Source organism: Pseudomonas fluorescens, assembly GCF_012974785.1.
Taxonomy (GTDB): domain Bacteria; phylum Pseudomonadota; class Gammaproteobacteria; order Pseudomonadales; family Pseudomonadaceae; genus Aquipseudomonas; species Aquipseudomonas fluorescens_BT.
Window position 1 is genome coordinate 539341 of the sequence record NZ_CP027561.1, and the last position, 16235, is coordinate 555575.

General features: G+C 60.5%; 13 protein-coding genes. 11 read left to right on the plus strand and 2 right to left on the minus strand.

What is annotated here, in order from left to right:
- Window positions 1-42 precede the first annotated feature (42 nt).
- The 8 genes from C6Y56_RS02345 to C6Y56_RS02380 all read left to right on the plus strand — a co-directional run bounded on the left by C6Y56_RS02345 (window position 43) and on the right by C6Y56_RS02380 (window position 8672).
- The gene (locus C6Y56_RS02345; protein WP_169428561.1) at window positions 43-378 is read left to right on the plus strand and encodes a YceK/YidQ family lipoprotein; all 336 of its coding nucleotides are present in this window, start codon (window positions 43-45) and stop codon (window positions 376-378) included.
- Window positions 357-1175, plus strand: a complete 819-nt coding sequence (locus C6Y56_RS02350) for a DUF3800 domain-containing protein (protein ID WP_432760316.1) — start codon at window positions 357-359, stop codon at window positions 1173-1175. The genes C6Y56_RS02345 and C6Y56_RS02350 overlap by 22 nt, the downstream gene beginning before the upstream one ends.
- 225 nt (window positions 1176-1400) lie before the next feature.
- Window positions 1401-3158, plus strand: coding sequence for a carbamoyltransferase family protein (locus C6Y56_RS02355; protein ID WP_007952261.1), 1758 nt, complete (start codon window positions 1401-1403; stop codon window positions 3156-3158).
- Window positions 3142-4272, plus strand: coding sequence for a glycosyltransferase (locus C6Y56_RS02360; RefSeq protein WP_169428563.1), 1131 nt, complete (start codon window positions 3142-3144; stop codon window positions 4270-4272). The genes C6Y56_RS02355 and C6Y56_RS02360 overlap by 17 nt, the downstream gene beginning before the upstream one ends.
- Window positions 4272-5168 carry an antimicrobial resistance protein Mig-14 gene (locus C6Y56_RS02365; RefSeq protein WP_169428564.1) on the plus strand — a complete coding sequence of 299 codons (897 nt, stop codon included), beginning with the start codon at window positions 4272-4274 and terminating at the stop codon, window positions 5166-5168. The genes C6Y56_RS02360 and C6Y56_RS02365 overlap by 1 nt, the downstream gene beginning before the upstream one ends.
- An 8-nt stretch (window positions 5169-5176) precedes the next feature.
- Window positions 5177-6622, plus strand: coding sequence for a PIG-L family deacetylase (locus tag C6Y56_RS02370; protein WP_169428565.1), 1446 nt, complete (start codon window positions 5177-5179; stop codon window positions 6620-6622).
- Entirely contained in the window at window positions 6619-7773 is a 1155-nt protein-coding gene (locus tag C6Y56_RS02375; RefSeq protein WP_169428566.1) for a glycosyltransferase, read from the plus strand. Before C6Y56_RS02370 ends, C6Y56_RS02375 begins: the two co-directional genes overlap by 4 nt.
- Window positions 7774-7787: 14 nt before the next feature.
- A complete protein-coding gene (locus C6Y56_RS02380) occupies window positions 7788-8672 on the plus strand; it encodes a glycosyltransferase (RefSeq protein ID WP_169432586.1) in 885 nt (294 codons plus the stop codon).
- Window positions 8673-8690: 18 nt separating this feature from the next.
- On the opposite strand, the gene C6Y56_RS02385 is transcribed toward C6Y56_RS02380, so the two are convergent.
- Both C6Y56_RS02385 and C6Y56_RS02390 read right to left on the minus strand, forming a co-directional pair.
- Window positions 8691-9908 (minus strand): acyltransferase family protein, encoded by a 1218-nt coding sequence (locus C6Y56_RS02385; protein WP_169428567.1) that lies wholly within the window; start codon window positions 9906-9908, stop codon window positions 8691-8693.
- Entirely contained in the window at window positions 9908-11773 is a 1866-nt protein-coding gene (locus C6Y56_RS02390) for a bifunctional O-antigen ligase/aminoglycoside phosphotransferase family protein (RefSeq protein ID WP_169428568.1), read from the minus strand. The genes C6Y56_RS02385 and C6Y56_RS02390 overlap by 1 nt, the downstream gene beginning before the upstream one ends.
- A gap of 154 nt (window positions 11774-11927) precedes the next feature.
- Here C6Y56_RS02390 and msbA point away from each other — a divergent pair, with 154 nt between their 5' ends.
- From msbA to hldE, 3 genes are all read left to right on the plus strand, one after another.
- The gene (gene msbA / locus C6Y56_RS02395; RefSeq protein ID WP_169428569.1) at window positions 11928-13730 is read left to right on the plus strand and encodes a lipid A export permease/ATP-binding protein MsbA; all 1803 of its coding nucleotides are present in this window, start codon (window positions 11928-11930) and stop codon (window positions 13728-13730) included.
- 164 nt (window positions 13731-13894) lie between these two features.
- On the plus strand, window positions 13895-14599 hold the full coding sequence (locus tag C6Y56_RS02400) for a sulfotransferase family 2 domain-containing protein (RefSeq protein WP_169428570.1): 705 nt from the start codon (window positions 13895-13897) through the stop codon (window positions 14597-14599).
- Between the two features lie 158 nt (window positions 14600-14757).
- Entirely contained in the window at window positions 14758-16182 is a 1425-nt protein-coding gene (hldE, locus tag C6Y56_RS02405) for a bifunctional D-glycero-beta-D-manno-heptose-7-phosphate kinase/D-glycero-beta-D-manno-heptose 1-phosphate adenylyltransferase HldE (protein WP_169428571.1), read from the plus strand.
- Window positions 16183-16235: the final 53 nt, after the last annotated feature.

Below are 16235 nucleotides of genomic sequence, written 5' to 3' on the forward strand. Positions count from 1 at the left end.
CCTCCGATGCTAGTTTGCCCCGACGTTCCCGGAGGGCAAATCTTGACCATCAAAACGGCTATTACCATTGGCGCATTTTCCCTGGCATTGTCTGGCTGCGGCACCGCCGTCACTGTGCTGCAGGGCGACGAGGCTGCTACGCGCAGCCTGCGCAAACAGAAGACCTACTGCCAGTCCATTCCGCGCATCTACAGCGGGCTCGCCCACGACTTCTGCCTGTTGCACGCGCCCCCTGATCCCACTGGCATTCTGGTGCCGGTCGTCCTGCTCGACATGACTCTTTCCGGGGTATTCGATACGGCTTGCCTGCCTTATACGATCTATCGTCAGGCGGTGGACGGGAATATCGGTGTTTATTGGCGGCCGAGCCGCGGGTAACTACTTTGCCCCCAACCAGTGAATACAGCGATGTCGTCGTTTATGTCGATGAGAGCGGTGATCATGGGATGCAGACACTCGATCCCAACTATCCAGTCTTCGTGCTCGCCTTTTGTGCCTTTCATAAAAGGTATTACTGCGAGCAAGTCATTCCTGCTCTACAGAAATTCAAGTTTGCCCATATGGGACACGATCTGATCGGCCTGCATGAACTCGAAATTCGTAAAGAAAAAGGAGCGTTTTCTGGCCTCTTCATGTCGAGAGAGCACAAGAATGCCTTTCTTGAGGAGCTGACCTGCATCATTGAAGCCAGCAACTTCGTTCTGATCAGTTGCGTCGTAGACAAGGCTTCCCTTCGTGAAAAACAAGGCACAGGACACAATCCTTATCACCTCGCTCTCGGCTTTTGTCTGGAAACGCTCTATGAGTTTTTGCAGGAGAAGAATCAACAACGAGCACTGACGCACGTGATTTTCGAGCGCCGAGGAAAGCGAGAAGATAACGAGCTTGAGTTGGAGTTTCGCAGGATGTGTGGTGGGGCGAATCGATGGGGTATTCAACTGCCGTTTGACATCGTTTTTGCAACCAAACAGGTGAATTCCACAGGCCTGCAGCTAGCCGACCTTGTTGCGAGGCCCATTGGCATGAGCGTTTTGAGGGCGGATCAGGGAAACCGTGCTTTTGACGTGCTCAAGCGCAAGTTCTATTGCAGCGGGGGACGGAGCAAAGTTGGAGAGGGTTTCGAGAATTGGGGTTTGAAGATTTTCCCATCCCCAGAAAGCGAAAAGCCCCGATGATCTCACCGAGGCATTAGCGCCGACCGGGATCTCCCAGTCCGTTTGCGCTGGAGTCTATGTCGATGCTACTCGAGTGTCAACGCACCGGCCGGCCAGTTCCGCTAGAGGTTTGTCGACGCTTTTAAGCTATAATCCCGCCCTTTAGCTGTCTCTCGCCCGGTGCGAGGGCACATCATTTTTCAAGGCGCATCGCGCCTGAATGCAGACTAAAGAGGCTAGACCCCTGTGGCATTGACGATTCTTGGCCTGTCCGGCGCCCTTAGCCATGATCCTTCAGCAGCCTTGTACATCGACGGCAAGCTGGTCGCGGCGGCTGAGGAAGAGCGCTTCGTACGCGATAAACATGCAAAGAACCGCATGCCCTACGAATCGGCGAAGTTCTGCCTGGAGCAGGCTGGCATCAAGCCGTCCGACGTTGACGTGGTCGCGATTCCGTTCGCCCCGATCAGCATTTTCGGCAAGGCCCGCTGGCAGTACGCCAAGCGTTACTGGTACGCCCCGGACCGCGCACTCGACGCGATCCTGATGGGCAACCGTCGCTACAAGCGCTATCGCAACAAAATCGTCTGGTGCCTGGAGCAACTGGGCTTCGATCCGAAGAAAATCAAGATCGAACCGGTTGAACACCACCTGGCCCACGCTTCCAGCGCCTACCACTGCTCGGGTTTCAAAGAGAAAACCGCGATCCTCGGCATCGACGGCAAGGGCGAGTACGCCACGACCTTCTTCGGTTATGGCGAAAACGGCAAGATCCACAAGATCAAGGAATTCTTCGATCCGGACTCCCTCGGCGGCCTGTACGGCGCGATCACCGAGTTCCTCGGTTTCGACATGCTGGACGGTGAGTTCAAGGTCATGGGCATGGCGCCGTACGGCGATGCCAGCAAATACGATTTCTCGCGTCTGGCCTCGTTCGAGAACGGCGAGCTGGTGATCAACACCGACTACGCCAACGTGATCGGCCTGCGTCGCTACAAAGAGAAGGGCAAGGGTTACTACTTCTCGCCGAAGCTGATCGAGTGGCTGGGTCCGAAGCGCGAAGGTGACATCGCCGACGAGCCGTACATCCACTACGCCGCCAGCATTCAAGCGCTGTTCGAAAAAATCGCGCTGCAGATGATCGACTACTACCTGGGCGACGTGCTCAAGGAAACCGGCAAACTGGCCTATGCCGGTGGCTGTGCGTTGAACGTCAAGCTCAACCAGAAAATCATCGCCCGCGACGACGTCAAGGAGCTGTTCGTTCAGCCTGCCTCCGGCGATGCCGGCACCGCAGTCGGCGCCGCGGCCTATGTGTCCAACGCCCGTGGCGTGCCGGTCGAGAAGATGGAACACGTCTACCTCGGCCCGTCGTACAGCAACGAAGACGTGATCGCCGCATGTGCCCGTCACGAGAACAAGCCGACCTGGCGCAAGCTTGACAACATGCCGGAGCAGATCGCCAAAATCATGGTCGATGGCAACCCGGTGGCCTGGTTCCAGGGCCGCATGGAGTTCGGTCCGCGTGCACTGGGTGGTCGTTCGATCATCGGTTGCCCGAGCGTGGCTGGCGTGGCTGACCGCATCAACCACCAGATCAAGTTCCGCGAGCGCTGGAGGCCTTTCTGCCCGTCGATGCTCGACACCGTTGCGCCACAGATGATCAAGATCGATCACCCGGCGCCGTTCATGACCTTCACCTTCGAAGTGGCGGAAGAGTGGAAGACCCGCGTGCCGGAAGTCGTCCACGAAGACGGCACGTCCCGTGCCCAAGTGCTCAAGCGCGAATACAACCCGCGCTACTACGACATGATGAAGGCGCTGGAAGTGCTGACCGGCAACGGCGTGTCCCTGAACACCTCGCTCAACCGCCGTGGCGAACCGATGATCTGCTCGCCGACCGACGCCCTGAACATGTTCTTCGGCTCGGATCTGCAGTACCTGATCATGGAAGACATCCTGGTGGTCAAAGAAGGCGCAAACGCTTATGACACGCTCGGCTGAACGCCATGTGCTGCAGTTCTGTCACGGCTATGACGGGCCGTTCCTCGACTGCGCGCGGCAGTACGCCAGCCTGTTCGCGGGCACCGGTTATCGGGTCACCACGGTCTTTCTGACCGGGGTCGCCGATAGCGAGGTGGCCGCGGCCTGCGCCTCCGATGAAGTGTTGTTCATGGAGTACAGCTCCAAGGCCATTCGTGGCCTGAAGCTGGGCGCCATCGGCGATCTGCGCAAGATCGCCGCTTCACGCAATTTCAGTTTCTGCATCGCCCATCGTTTCAAGCCGATCTACATCGCTTTGCTCGGCACTTCACTGCCGGTGATTGGCGTGCACCACGCGTTTGGCGATTACAAACGCGGTTCGCGCAAACTCTTTGCACACATTTTCCGCAAGCGTCTGAGCCTGCTCGGCGTGTCCGATGCGGTGCGCGACGACATGCGCCGTTGCCTGCCGAAATGGCCGGCGGCGCGTATCCAGACCCTCTATAACCGCATCGATGTCTCGGCGTTGCAGATGAGTCAGGTGTCCGCCCGTGAAGCTCGCGAGACCCTCGGTCTGTCGGCGGATGCATTCATTGTCGGCAACGTCGGTCGCCTGCACCCGGACAAGGATCAGGCCACGTTGCTGCACGGGTTTGCCGCGGCATTGCCTGGTCTGCCGGCCAACAGCCAACTGGTGATTCTCGGCAAGGGTCGTCTTGAGGATGAACTCAAGGCCCTGGCCCGTGAGCTGGGCGTTGGTGATCGCGTGCTGTTTCTCGGTCAGGTGCCGGACGCGCGCAATTACTTCCGCGCATTCGATGTGTTTGCCCTGAGCTCCGATCACGAACCGTTCGGCATGGTGCTGCTGGAGGCCATGGCCGCCGGCGTGCCGTTGCTGGCCACGGCATGCGGCGGGGCAAAGGAAGTAGTCGAAGGCGTGGGCATTCTGTTCCCGCTGGGCGATGCCGAACATCTGGCCCAGGGCTTGAAACATCTGGCCAGCATGGACGAGCAGCAGCGTCGCCAGTGCGCCGAAATGATGTTCGATCGCCTGCGCGAGCGTTTCTCCGACCGCGCCGTACGCGACACCTTCTGGCATTTGCCGCAAGTTACCGATCTGGCACCGAGGGGCTGATGCTCAACCGATTTCAAGGCTGGCGCGAACGTGGCTGGTCGCCCGTTGACGCCTCAACTTATGCACAGGCCTGGCAACGTTTCGGCGGCAGCGTCGCGACTCATCCGATGGTCGTCGAGCGGCTGGCGAATCTGGCCGGCATTGCGGTGCGCTATCTGGCCTGGGAACAGCAGGGTGAGATCAAAGCGGCGATCCCGACCTGGGGCCGCGACCTGGCCTTGTCCAAGGACGTGCTCAAGCGCAACGGCAAGAAAGGCCTGTTCGACCTCGGCAACGCCGAGCTGATCCTGCCGGCCGCCGCCGATGCCCGGGCCCCGCTGCGCCATCGCGGACGCTACCTGTCGGCGCTCAACGAAAACCGCTTCAGCGGCCTCAAGTTGCAGACCGAGCAACTGGCCATGGCCCGTACCCCGGAAGAACTGTCGAAGAAGTTTCGCTATAACCAGCGCCGCGAACTGCGCCTGCTGGAAGAGGCGGGCGGGGTGGTGCGGCCGGTCAGCGACTTTTCCAGTGCCGAACTGGCAGCCATTTATTGCGACCTGTTCCAGCGCCGCTGGGGTTTCCCGGCCACTGGCGCAGCACGCATGGCCGAAGTCATCGAGCTGTTGCGCGAGCTGTTGATCGGCTCGGTGATCTTCCTCAATGACGCGCCGATCGCCATTCAACTGGTGTATCGCGTCGAAGCGCCGGAGTGGATCAGCGTCGAGTACATCAACGGCGGCGTCGATCCCGAAACCCGTGAATTCAGCCCCGGCAGCGTCCTGAGTTTCCTCAATACGCAAAGTGCCTGGGAACATGCCCGGGCACTGAACAAGCCGCTGCGCTTTTCCTTCGGTCGTGCCGACCGTGAATACAAGGATCGCTGGTGCAATCCTGTGCCGGTCTTCACCGTATGAGTCAGCCCATGAGCCGCAAACAGCAACTGCTCAAGCGTCACCGGCGCAATAAACGCATCGGTTTGTTGATCGCATTGATCGTGTTGATCGCCCTCGGCGTGCTGGTGGCCTGGTGGTTGCCGCTGGTGCTGGCGGTGATTGGCTGGATTGCCCATGAAGCATGGTTCGCCGACCACTTGTTCTATTCGCCGAAAGACGATTACCAGTACAGCTTTCCACCATTCACACCGCAGCCAAAAGTGCATTTGCACGGCGAACAATTGCGCCTCGATGAGGGCGTGATGCTGCCGGATGACGCAACGCTGATTCTCGCCGTGCGGGTGAAAAGTAGCTGGCTGGGGCGTTTCTTCGATCCACGGGTCGAGCTGGCGGGTGGATCGAATCCGGATGCCCAGACTTTCGAACGTGGCGTCAACGGCCTGCGTTTTCTGAACCTCAGCGGTCAGGCGCAGACCCTGTCTCAGGGCTTGCTGCGTCTGCGCGGGCGTTTTTGCCGGGTGTCCGGCGAGCCGGTGCTGTGGGCGCTGGAGCAGCCGGATTACCGGCGTCAGCGGGTGATGGTGATTGCGCCGCACGCCGACGATGCCGAGCTGGCCGCTTACGGTTTGTACAGTCAGGCCGACGAGGCCTGGATCGTCACCCTGACCGCCGGCGAGATAGAAGCCGAACACTATCGGCAGATGGGCCTGAACAAGGTCGAGGCGTCGCGGCTCAAGGGTCGCTTGCGGGCCTGGGACAGCCTCGCCGTGCCGCGCTGGGCCGGCGTGCCGCAGGAACATTGCGTGCAGCTCGGTTACTTCTGTCTGCAACTGGCGGCGATGCAGGCTGCGCCGAATCAACCGGTGGGCTCGCGGGAAGCCGATCTGAACGACACGCGGATTTTTCGTCAGTTGAATCCGTTTGCCCTGCCCGGCGATGCCGACGGCGCGCCGACCTGGAACAACCTGCTGGCCGACCTGCGTGACGTTCTGTCCCGTGCGCGGCCGGATGTGATCGTGTTGCCACACCCGACACTCGATCCACATCCCGACCATATCTGCGCCCAGGAAGCCGTGATGGAAGCCTTGCACGGCCTGGACTGGCAGCCGACCCTGCTCGGCTACGCCAACCACTTGCACGACAACGATCGCTGGCCGATGGGCGACAGCGGGCAGGGCATTGCGTTGCCGCCGACGTTCGATGCAACGCTCGCAATGCAGCCGCTGTGTCTGCCACTGCCGATCGAGTTGCAGCGGGACAAGGCCATGGCACTGGGCATGATGCATGACCTGCAGCCGCCGGCGCCGTTCAAGCGTCGTCTGCGCCGACTGGTTCAGCGAGTGCTGGCCGGTCGAGTGCCTTCGGTCTACGGCGAAAACGAATTTTTCCGCAAAGCGGTCAGGCGCCAGGAGCTGTTCTGGCTGCTGAAGCAGAGTGAAACAGGCGCGACGGGATCGCACCGGGGAGAGTCATGAGTCAACGCGCAAAGGTGCTGCAGCTGCAGCCCGACTACAACGTCAAATCCCATGATTTCGCCGACCTCGCCGAGCAGATCGTCAAGGCCTTGCCGACGGATCGTTACGAGGTGACCGCTGCGTTTCTGCGCGGTAAGCCCGGTCCCGGCGAAGCCGTCAGCCGGGCCGACCGTTCGGTGTATTTCGAGTTTTCCGACAAGTCCCTCAAAGGCATGCGCCTGCGGGCGATGTGGCAGCTGTACAAATTCTGCCGGCGGGAAAAGTTCGACGTGGTGATCTGCAACCGCTTCAAACCGGTGAACATGATGCTGACGCTCAATCGCTGGTTGAAGGTGCCGTTGTGCATCGGTATTTCCCACGGTTTCGGCGAGTACGACCGCTTCTATCGCCGTCGTCAGACTCAGCGCCTGATCGACCGGCACTGGCGTTTCGTCGGCGTGTCGCCGGCGGTCAAGCAATACCTGCTGGATTGCGATTGCGGTTTCACTGACCGGAATACCTACGCCATCACCAACGCCATCGACATCGAACAGGCTGAAGGCCTGCAGCACAGTCGCGAGCGTGCACGGGAGTTGCTGGGCATCGATCCGAAGGTGCGCCTGATCGGCGCTCTGGGACGGCTGGTATCGGTCAAGGGCCATACCTACCTGTTGCAGGCGTTCGCCCAACTGAAAGACAAATACCCGAACACCCAACTGGCAATTATCGGTGCCGGACGCCTGCAAGCACCGCTGGCCGCCGAGATCGAGCAACTCGGCCTGAGCGGTCGCGCCCACCTGCTGGGGTTCAAGGAAAACGCTCTGCAATACGTGCGTGCGTTCGATATCTGGACCATGCCGTCGCTGGCCGAAGGTCTGGGCCTGGCCTTGCTGGAAGGCATGAGCGGGCATCTGCCGGTGATCGCCTCGAACGTGCCGGCCATGCTGCCGCTGATCGAAGGTGCCGGTGGCCTGTCGATCACGCCCAGGGACGTGCCGAGCCTGGTCGCGGCGCTGGATGCCTACCTCGGGCTGTCGGATGACGAGCTCAAGGCCAAGGGTGAGCAGGCTTATCGCTATTTGCAGGAACAGCACGATATCGAGGTCTTCCGCCAGGAATACCTGAACCTGATCGACTCCGGCCTGGAACAGGCCCGCAAGGAACAGCCATGAGTGAGGTCACCGCCCTGAGTGATGCACAACCCATCGTCACCGTGATCATCGCGTCGTATAACCACGGCCCGTACATCGAGGAAAGCATCCTCAGCGTCATCAACCAGAGCTACAAAAACATCGAGCTGCTGGTGGTCGACGACGGCTCGAAGGATGACAGCGTCGAGCGCATCAATGCCTTGCAGGCAAAGCACGGTTTTGACTTCCGTGTGCAGCAGAACCAGGGCCTGACCAATACGCTCAATGGTGCCATTGCGCGGGCCAGGGGCAGCCTGATCGTCCCGTTCGGCTCCGACGACATCATGTACCCGGACCGCATCGCCACCCAGGTCGCCTACATGGACGGTAAGCCTGAGGTCGGCATCTGCGCCGGCAACATCGAGTTGATGGACGCCGATGGCAACCTCTACCCGGAAAAGCGCCAGCGCCGGGATGTGCCGTTCCGTCGTCTGGACTTCGATGACATGTTCCTGGAGCGCAAGCCTTATCCGCCGGCGCCGACCCTGATGATCCGTCGTGAAGCACTGGACAAGGTGGGTGGATTCGATCCGACGATTCGCCTCGAAGACCTGTACATCGAGCTGAAGGTGACACGCGCCGGGTATTTCATCGATGGTTTGAACGTGGTGATGGCTCGCTACCGCAAGCACGCCACCAACTCCTACAAGAACCATCGCTTCATGATCGAAAACATCCTGCGCACCTACGCGCTGTTCAGCGATCATCCGCTGTACGACGAGGTGCGCTACAAGTCGCTCAATTCGATGTTCCTGAAAACCGCCAACCGCGACCGCAAACTGGCGCGGGAGCTGCTGGCGCAGATTCCGTTCAAGGCGTGGAACAAGAAAACCTGGCGCGGTCTGGGCCGGTTGCTGTTTTCACCACTGGAAAAGGACTGAGGCCGCGGCCGCCCGTGATCAGCGGGCGGCTTTTTCTGCGATGCGCTTGTTGCCCTGCTGGCGCTGGCGAAGCCACTGCACGACCTTCCTGCCTGCGCTCATTCCCGGCTGTTCGATGTACAGGAATGTCGCGCTGCTGATCAGGATCAGCAGGCAGGTGCACGCTGCCAGCAATGGCAGGTAGACCCAGGCCTCCCGGCCATCGAGGTGCAGTGCCGGCGGCAGGCGCTGGACCATCAGCCACAGCACGAAACCATGCAGCAGATAGGTGCTGTAACTGATCTCTCCCAGCCAACGGATGCTGCGTGGCTTGAGGGCACCGAACAGAGTGTTGCCAGAAGCCACGATCACGAAGAACAGCGACAGCAGAAACAGTGGCTGGGTCTTGAAGGCCCTGTTGAAGGCGGTGAAGGCAATCGCCAGCGCAACCAGGGCGACGACTCCGGCCAGAGGGGTCTTGCTCCAGGCTACCAGTTGCGGTCGACGTACCCAGTACGCAGCAGCGATTCCGCCGAGGAAACTGGCCAGGAAGTGCTTCTTGAGCGAGTGCTCCCAGCCGACCACTTGATACAGCGCATAAATACCGAGCAGACACAGCACCACCTGGCGCCAGTTGCTTCGGAAGATGAACACCATGCCAGCCAGTGGCAGCGCCAGGTAGAAGAACACTTCGTAGGCCAGCGTCCAGGTGACGTTGGAGATGAGCATGCCGGTGTGCGGGTACAAGTTGACGTCCGGCCGGTCAAAGGTCAGCCAGGCCAGGGTCTGCTTGAGCAGCTCTACAGTGGATACTTTCAGTTCCCAGCCCTGTAGCTGGAACACCGTGATGAACACGATCAGCATCAGCGGCAAGTACAGCGGATACAGGCGAAAGACCCGAGAGACGCCGAAAGCCGTCCAGTCGAACTCGCGACCCTGGGCCAGCAGGCGGCCCCAGAACAGGAATCCGGTGATCATGAAGAACAGCGCGACGCTGCCCTGGCCAAGCATCGAATAGAACGCGCTCGGTGGAAAATCGATCACGCCCGTGCGCAGAAAGATCCAGGTGATGATCGAGTGATGAACAAACACGCCAAACGCCAGGTAACCGCGCAAGCCATCGATGCTGGCGTAACGGCTCTCACCGGAATGCTGCAGATGGCGGGCTATTTTCGGAACCGCGCGCAACAACAGCGCGGCGGTTGCGATGGCCAGCAGATAAGCGGCCGGTGCAATAAGAAGATTGGTTGCGGTCATCATTGAACCCGGGCCGCAGTGGTGGTGGCCAGCACTTGCCTGTGCAGGTTGTCTACGGCGGATTTCGGCGCCGTCACAGCGTACCCCTGAAGCAGCGCGTCGAGGTGATCCTCGAACAGCCAGCGCTTGTCGACGGTGTAGCGTTGCATGTGTCGCAGATTGCGCTGGCGCAACGAAAGAGTCAGTGGCGAAGGGTAGATCCGCAGGTCTGCCAGATCGATCAACCCGAACTCGCCGTCCTCCAGCACCAGCACATTGCCCAGATGCAGCGAGCGGAAATAGACGCCTTGCTCATGCAGCCGGGCCATGAATTTGCCGAAACGTTCGACCAGGGCCTGTCGTACTGCTGGCGCGGTGATGCCTTGCAGCACCTGGCGCAAGGTATGGCCTGGCAGTGGCGCGTAGTGCACTGCACTGCTGCCATCGTCGAGGCGATACAGGTTCAGTACCTGCGGGGTGGGGATGCCCATCCGGCGCAATTGTTCGCTATTGATGGCGAAGCGTTCGGAGTAAGGGTTGAAGTTGCCGGAGGTGTACCAGCGACGGCGGCGGAACAGCTTGAGGAAGCTGCCATCGGTCAGGCGCAGGACCTTGGGGCCGAGGCCGTCCTCTTCAATCACCTGGGCATTGGCGCCCAGCTGTTGCAGGCCGGTGGCCGACAGTTTCTGCACGGGAACGGTCAACAGGCGGCGGGCTCGCTGATTGATGCTCAAGGCGGCGATCAGTGCCAGGGGAATCCACAGCAGGAACCAGTGCTCCTTGGGCCGCGAGATGATACCGCCGCCCTCTGTCAGGCCGGCGCCGATACCGAACACCAGCCAGGTGGAGGCGATGATCAGCAGCGGCTGAACGCGCTGGCGCCAGCTGCTCAGCAGTCCCCAGGCCTGGAAAAACAGCCACGGCAACAGGCCCAGAATACCGACATAATAAAGGACCCCCAGGGCAAAACTGTGGGGTTCCTGGAAGTTGTAGCCAACACCGGGGTCGATCGCCAGGCCGGCGTTATAGCCATGACCGATCCACGGGTGTTCGGCAATCTTTTGCAGGGCAATCTGCCAGATTTCGAAACGGTAGGAGTCGCCGCGTTCGGTGATCATCTTCGAAAACAGGGCGATCACGGTGATGCCAATGGCCGACAGTGCGCTCAAAAGCACCACCGAGCGTCGGTTCCAACAAATGAAGGCCAGCCAGAATGCGGCCAGGGTCAAGGCGACCAGCGGTGTTCTGGACCCGGTCGCGATCACCGCTGCGAACATGATCAGCATGGCCGGCAGGCTGAGCCAGAGCAGGCGGCCATGCTTGCAGGACATGCTGATACTGAGCCAATAGGCACAGAAGAATCCGAACAGGTGGGAGCTGAGCAGCGGGTTATCGAAGGCGCCACCCCCGATCAGGCGTGCGCCCGGCTCGTAATGACGGATGAACGGGATGAGGAAACAGAGGGTGGCGATCAGCGCGACCATGGCTGCGACGAACAGCATCGGCGCCAGAATGTCACTGCGGTAACGCACCAGCAGGTAGCAGCCGACGAACAGCATCAGGGTGTGCAAGGGAGGCTTGAGCATGCCGCCGAACGATTCGCCATCCGGCGGTCCCCAGGCGAGACTGAGCAATGCCCAGGCGACGAACACCAGCAGCGCGACAATCATCGGCTCGCGCAGCAGTTCCCGGCACTCCCGCGGACGCAGGCACAGGGCGATCAGCGCCGGAATGCTGAACAGGCCATAAAACAGTTTGTGATGCAGGCTGCGGCCAGGCAGGAAGAACAGCGCACACAGGAGCAGGAAGTAGCCGACGGGAAGTATCCACAGGCTGATGAAATCGAATATTCGACTGGACGTACTGCTGAAGCCGCGAAGTTGCATGCTGTGAGATTCAATCCTGAAGTTGATCGGCCATTACGTTGATGGCTATTTGATGCTGAAAAAGACGCATAACAATAACAGCCTTTGCCCGATTGCCAGAACCCTGAAGAAGCTGTGCTAAAGTCAGCGTCCTTTTTATCGACTTTCGCGTGATATGACCGACTCCAGTCCCGCCGCAAGCCCTTCGAGCTTGAAAATCTACTTCCGCCTGCTCGGCTACGTCCGGCCGTATATCAGTCTGTTTCTGATCAGCATCGTCGGTTTTCTGATTTTCGCATCGACCCAGCCGATGCTCGGTTACATTCTCAAGTATTTCGTCGACGGTCTGTCCAATCCAGAGGCAGTACTGTTCCCCACCGTGCCTTACCTGCGCGACCTGCAACTGCTGCAGGCCGTACCGCTGTTGATCATCCTCATTGCGGCCTGGCAGGGCCTGGGCTCCTATCTGGGCAACTATTTCCTGGCCAAGGTTTCCCTGGGCCTGGTGCATGATCTTCGGGTGCAGTTGTTCAACAACCTGCTGGTGCTGCCGAACCGTTATTTCGACAAGCATAACTCCGGTCACCTGATTTCACGCATCACGTTCAACGTCACCATGGTCACGGGGGCGGCAACAGATGCGATCAAGGTCGTAATCCGTGAGGGTATGACGGTGATCTTCCTGTTCGCTTCCCTGCTGTTCATGAACTGGAAGCTGACGCTGGTGATGGTTGCGATCCTGCCGCTCATCGCCATGATGGTGCGTACCGCCAGCAAGAAATTCCGCAAGCAGAGCAAAAAGATCCAGTTGGCCATGGGCGACGTGACCCATGTTGCCTCGGAAACCATCCAGGGCTATCGCGTGGTGCGCAGCTTCGGTGGCGAAGCCTATGAAGAAAAACGCTTTCTCGATGCCAGTCAGAGCAACACTGACAAGCAACTGCGCATGACCCGCACCGGTGCGATCTACACGCCGATGCTGCAACTGGTGATCTACACCGCGATGGCGGTGCTGATGTTCCTGGTGCTGTTTCTTCGCGGTGATGCCTCGGCAGGTGACATGGTGGCCTACATCACCCTGGCGGGCCTGCTGCCCAAGCCGATCCGTCAGTTGTCCGAAGTCAGCTCGACCATCCAGAAAGGCGTGGCCGGTGCCGAAAGCATTTTCGAGCAACTGGACGTCGAGCCGGAGGTCGATACCGGTACGGTCGAGCGTGATGTGGTCACCGGTCGCCTCGAAGTACGCAACCTGAGCTTCACCTACCCGGGCACCGAGCGTCAGGTACTCGACAACATCACCTTCTCGGTCGAGCCGGGGCAGATGGTGGCGCTGGTGGGACGGTCCGGCAGCGGCAAGTCGACCCTCGCCAACCTGATCCCGCGTTTCTATCACCACGACAAGGGCGAGATCCTGATCGACGGTGTGGAGATCGAGCAGTACAAACTGCTGAATCTGCGTCGTCACATCGCCCAGGTGACCCAGCACGTCACGCTGTTCAGCGACACGGTGGCCAACAATATTGCCTACGGCGATCTGGCCGGCGCGCCACGTGAAGACATCGAGAAGGCCGCGCGTGATGCCTATGCCATGGACTTCATCGCGCAACTGCCGGAAGGCCTGGACACCCAGGTCGGCGAGAACGGCGTGCTGCTTTCCGGCGGTCAGCGCCAGCGCCTGGCGATTGCCCGTGCCCTGCTCAAGAACGCGCCGGTGTTGATTCTCGACGAGGCCACCTCGGCCCTCGATACCGAATCCGAGCGACACATCCAGGCTGCGCTGGATCAGGTGATGAAGGGCCGCACCACGCTGGTGATCGCCCACCGTCTCTCGACCATCGAGAAGGCCGACCTGATTCTGGTCATGGATCAGGGGCGTATCGTCGAGCGTGGCACTCACGGCGAGCTGCTGGCCCAGAACGGCTACTACGCGCGCCTCAATGCCATGGGCCTCGATGCTCCGGCCGAAGACATCGCCTGAGCCCGCCTTGCAAATGCCGGGCACGCAATGCGCCCGGCGGTTTGTATCCGGAACTTTACCGTTCTTGACCAAACCTGCATAAAACCCGACACCGCGCTTGTTAAGGTTCCTGAACGAACTTTGACTTCCATCGAGGGGGCCATCCCCGTCGCGCGGGTATCTTCATGTTGCAACGCTATCTGTGGAAGCTGCTGCCCAAGCCGCAGCGGGCTTTTCTGCTCGGGCGTCTGTCGGTGGTCGATAGACAGGCGGTGAACAAGTCAATGTCGGCCAACCTGCGCTTTCCCGAAGCCTTCGAACAGCGTTCCTGCCTGTTCATTCATGTGCCTAAATGCGCCGGCAGCAGCGTGTGTACCGCGATGTTCGATGGTTGGCGGCCCGGCCATCTGCCGTTGTACTGGTATGAAGAGCAGTTTCCCGCGCAGTTCGCCGCTGCATACAAATTCGCTTTCGTCCGCGATCCGCTGGAACGTGCCTATTCGGCATACGCTTTTCTGCGGGGCAACGAGCTGAGCGGACGCGATCACGCCGCGCAGCAACTGGTCAGGCATTACCGCGACTTCGATGACTTCGTTGCGCGCTGGCTGCATGCGGAAAACATCGCGCGACAATTGCACTTCGCTGCGCAAACCGACTTTCTCACCGACTCTCTGGGCCGTCTGGCGCTGGACTTCATCGGTTATCAGGAACATCTGGAGCGGGATTTCCACCTGGTGTGCGAGCACCTGGGCCTGACCAGCCGATTGCAATACGTCAACTGTTCCCGGGAGCGGCGTCCACTGCCGGCCCGGGAATTCTGCTCCTTGCGTACCCGACGCCTGGTGCGGCGGGTCTATGCACGTGACTACGAGATGCTCGGTTATGAATGAGGTACCCCCGGGTCTGTGCCTGCCATCAATGGGCAGCGTTCCTGTACAAAAAATGAGCAAAAAACCCCGTCGTTTCATCCTGTTGCAGCCGCCGCACAAGCCTTCGCCAACCCTGTGTTAATATCGCGCCCCTGTTCATTTTGTATGTGGGTTGCTCCATGAAGTTGTCCATGCCGCGATTCGATCAAGCCCCTGTCTTGGTGGTCGGCGATGTCATGCTCGACCGTTACTGGCATGGTGGTACCTCACGGATCTCCCCTGAGGCGCCGGTACCGGTTGTAAAGGTCGAGCAAATCGAAGACCGCCCGGGCGGTGCCGCCAACGTTGCCTTGAACATTGCCGCGCTGGGTGCGCCGGCGTCGCTGGTCGGTGTGACCGGTGACGACGAAGCCGCCGACAGCCTGAGCAACAGCCTCAAGGGCGCGGGCGTGCGAGCCTTGTTCCAGCGCATCGCGCACCAGCCGACCATCGTCAAGCTGCGGGTCATGAGCCGGCACCAGCAACTGCTGCGTATCGACTTCGAAGAACCGTTCGCCACTGATGCCCTGGCCCTTGCTTCCCAGGTCGACGACCTGCTGGAAGGTATCAAGGTGCTGGTGTTGTCCGACTACGGCAAAGGCGCCCTGAAAAACCATCAGGCACTGATCCAGGCCGCGCGTGCCAAAGGCATTCCGGTGCTGGCCGACCCGAAGGGCAAGGATTTCTCGATCTACCGTGGCGCGAGCCTGATCACCCCGAACCTTAGCGAGTTCGAAGCCATCGTCGGCGGTTGCGCCGATGAGCACGAACTGGTGAGCAAGGGCGCGAAACTGATGCACGACCTCGAGCTCGGCGCGTTGCTGGTGACTCGCGGCGAACACGGCATGACCCTGCTGCGCCCGGATCATCCGGCGCTGCACCTGCCGGCCCGGGCTCGTGAAGTGTTTGACGTGACCGGTGCCGGCGACACCGTGATTTCCACCCTGGCGGCCGCGATTGCCGCAGGCGAAGAGCTGCCCCACGCGGTGGCGCTGGCCAACCTGGCGGCCGGCATCGTGGTCGGCAAACTCGGTACGGCGGCGATCAGCGCCCCGGAACTGCGTCGCGCGATTCAGCGCGAGGAAGGTTCGGAACGCGGTGTGTTGGGTCTGGAGCAGCTGATTCTGGCGGTGGCCGATGCCCGGGCGCACAACGAGCGGATCGTGTTCACCAACGGCTGCTTCGACATCCTCCACGCCGGGCACGTGACCTACCTCGAGCAGGCACGGGCCCAGGGTGATCGTCTGATCGTCGCGATCAACGACGATGCCTCGGTCAGTCGCTTGAAAGGCCCGGGCCGGCCGATCAACAGCGTTGACCGGCGCATGGCGGTTCTCGCCGGTCTCGGTGCGGTGGACTGGGTGATCAGCTTCGCCGAAGGTACCCCGGAAAACCTGCTGCGCGAGGTCAAACCGGACGTGCTGGTGAAGGGCGGCGACTATGGCATCGACCAGGTTGTCGGCGCCGACATCGTCAAGGCCTACGGCGGCACCGTGAAGGTGCTGGGGCTGGTGGAAAACAGCTCGACCACGGCGATTGTGGAAAAAATCCGCAAATCCGAGTGATGCAAACATAAAGACCGCGCCTGCGACGACTCTCTGGAGTCGCTCGCAGGCGC

Bases quoted from the DNA above. Each gene is read 5' to 3' on its own strand.
- C6Y56_RS02360 (WP_169428563.1), top strand. From the start codon at position 3,142: ATGACACGCTCGGCTGAACGCCATGTGCTGCAGTTCTGTCACGGCTAT.
- C6Y56_RS02365 (WP_169428564.1), top strand. From the start codon at position 4,272: ATGCTCAACCGATTTCAAGGCTGGCGCGAACGTGGCTGGTCGCCCGTT.
- C6Y56_RS02370 (WP_169428565.1), top strand. From the start codon at position 5,177: ATGAGCCGCAAACAGCAACTGCTCAAGCGTCACCGGCGCAATAAACGC.
- C6Y56_RS02375 (WP_169428566.1), top strand. From the start codon at position 6,619: ATGAGTCAACGCGCAAAGGTGCTGCAGCTGCAGCCCGACTACAACGTC.
- C6Y56_RS02385 (WP_169428567.1), bottom strand. From the start codon at position 9,908: ATGACCGCAACCAATCTTCTTATTGCACCGGCCGCTTATCTGCTGGCC.
- C6Y56_RS02390 (WP_169428568.1), bottom strand. From the start codon at position 11,773: ATGCAACTTCGCGGCTTCAGCAGTACGTCCAGTCGAATATTCGATTTC.
- msbA (WP_169428569.1), top strand. From the start codon at position 11,928: ATGACCGACTCCAGTCCCGCCGCAAGCCCTTCGAGCTTGAAAATCTAC.
- C6Y56_RS02400 (WP_169428570.1), top strand. From the start codon at position 13,895: ATGTTGCAACGCTATCTGTGGAAGCTGCTGCCCAAGCCGCAGCGGGCT.
- hldE (WP_169428571.1), top strand. From the start codon at position 14,758: ATGAAGTTGTCCATGCCGCGATTCGATCAAGCCCCTGTCTTGGTGGTC.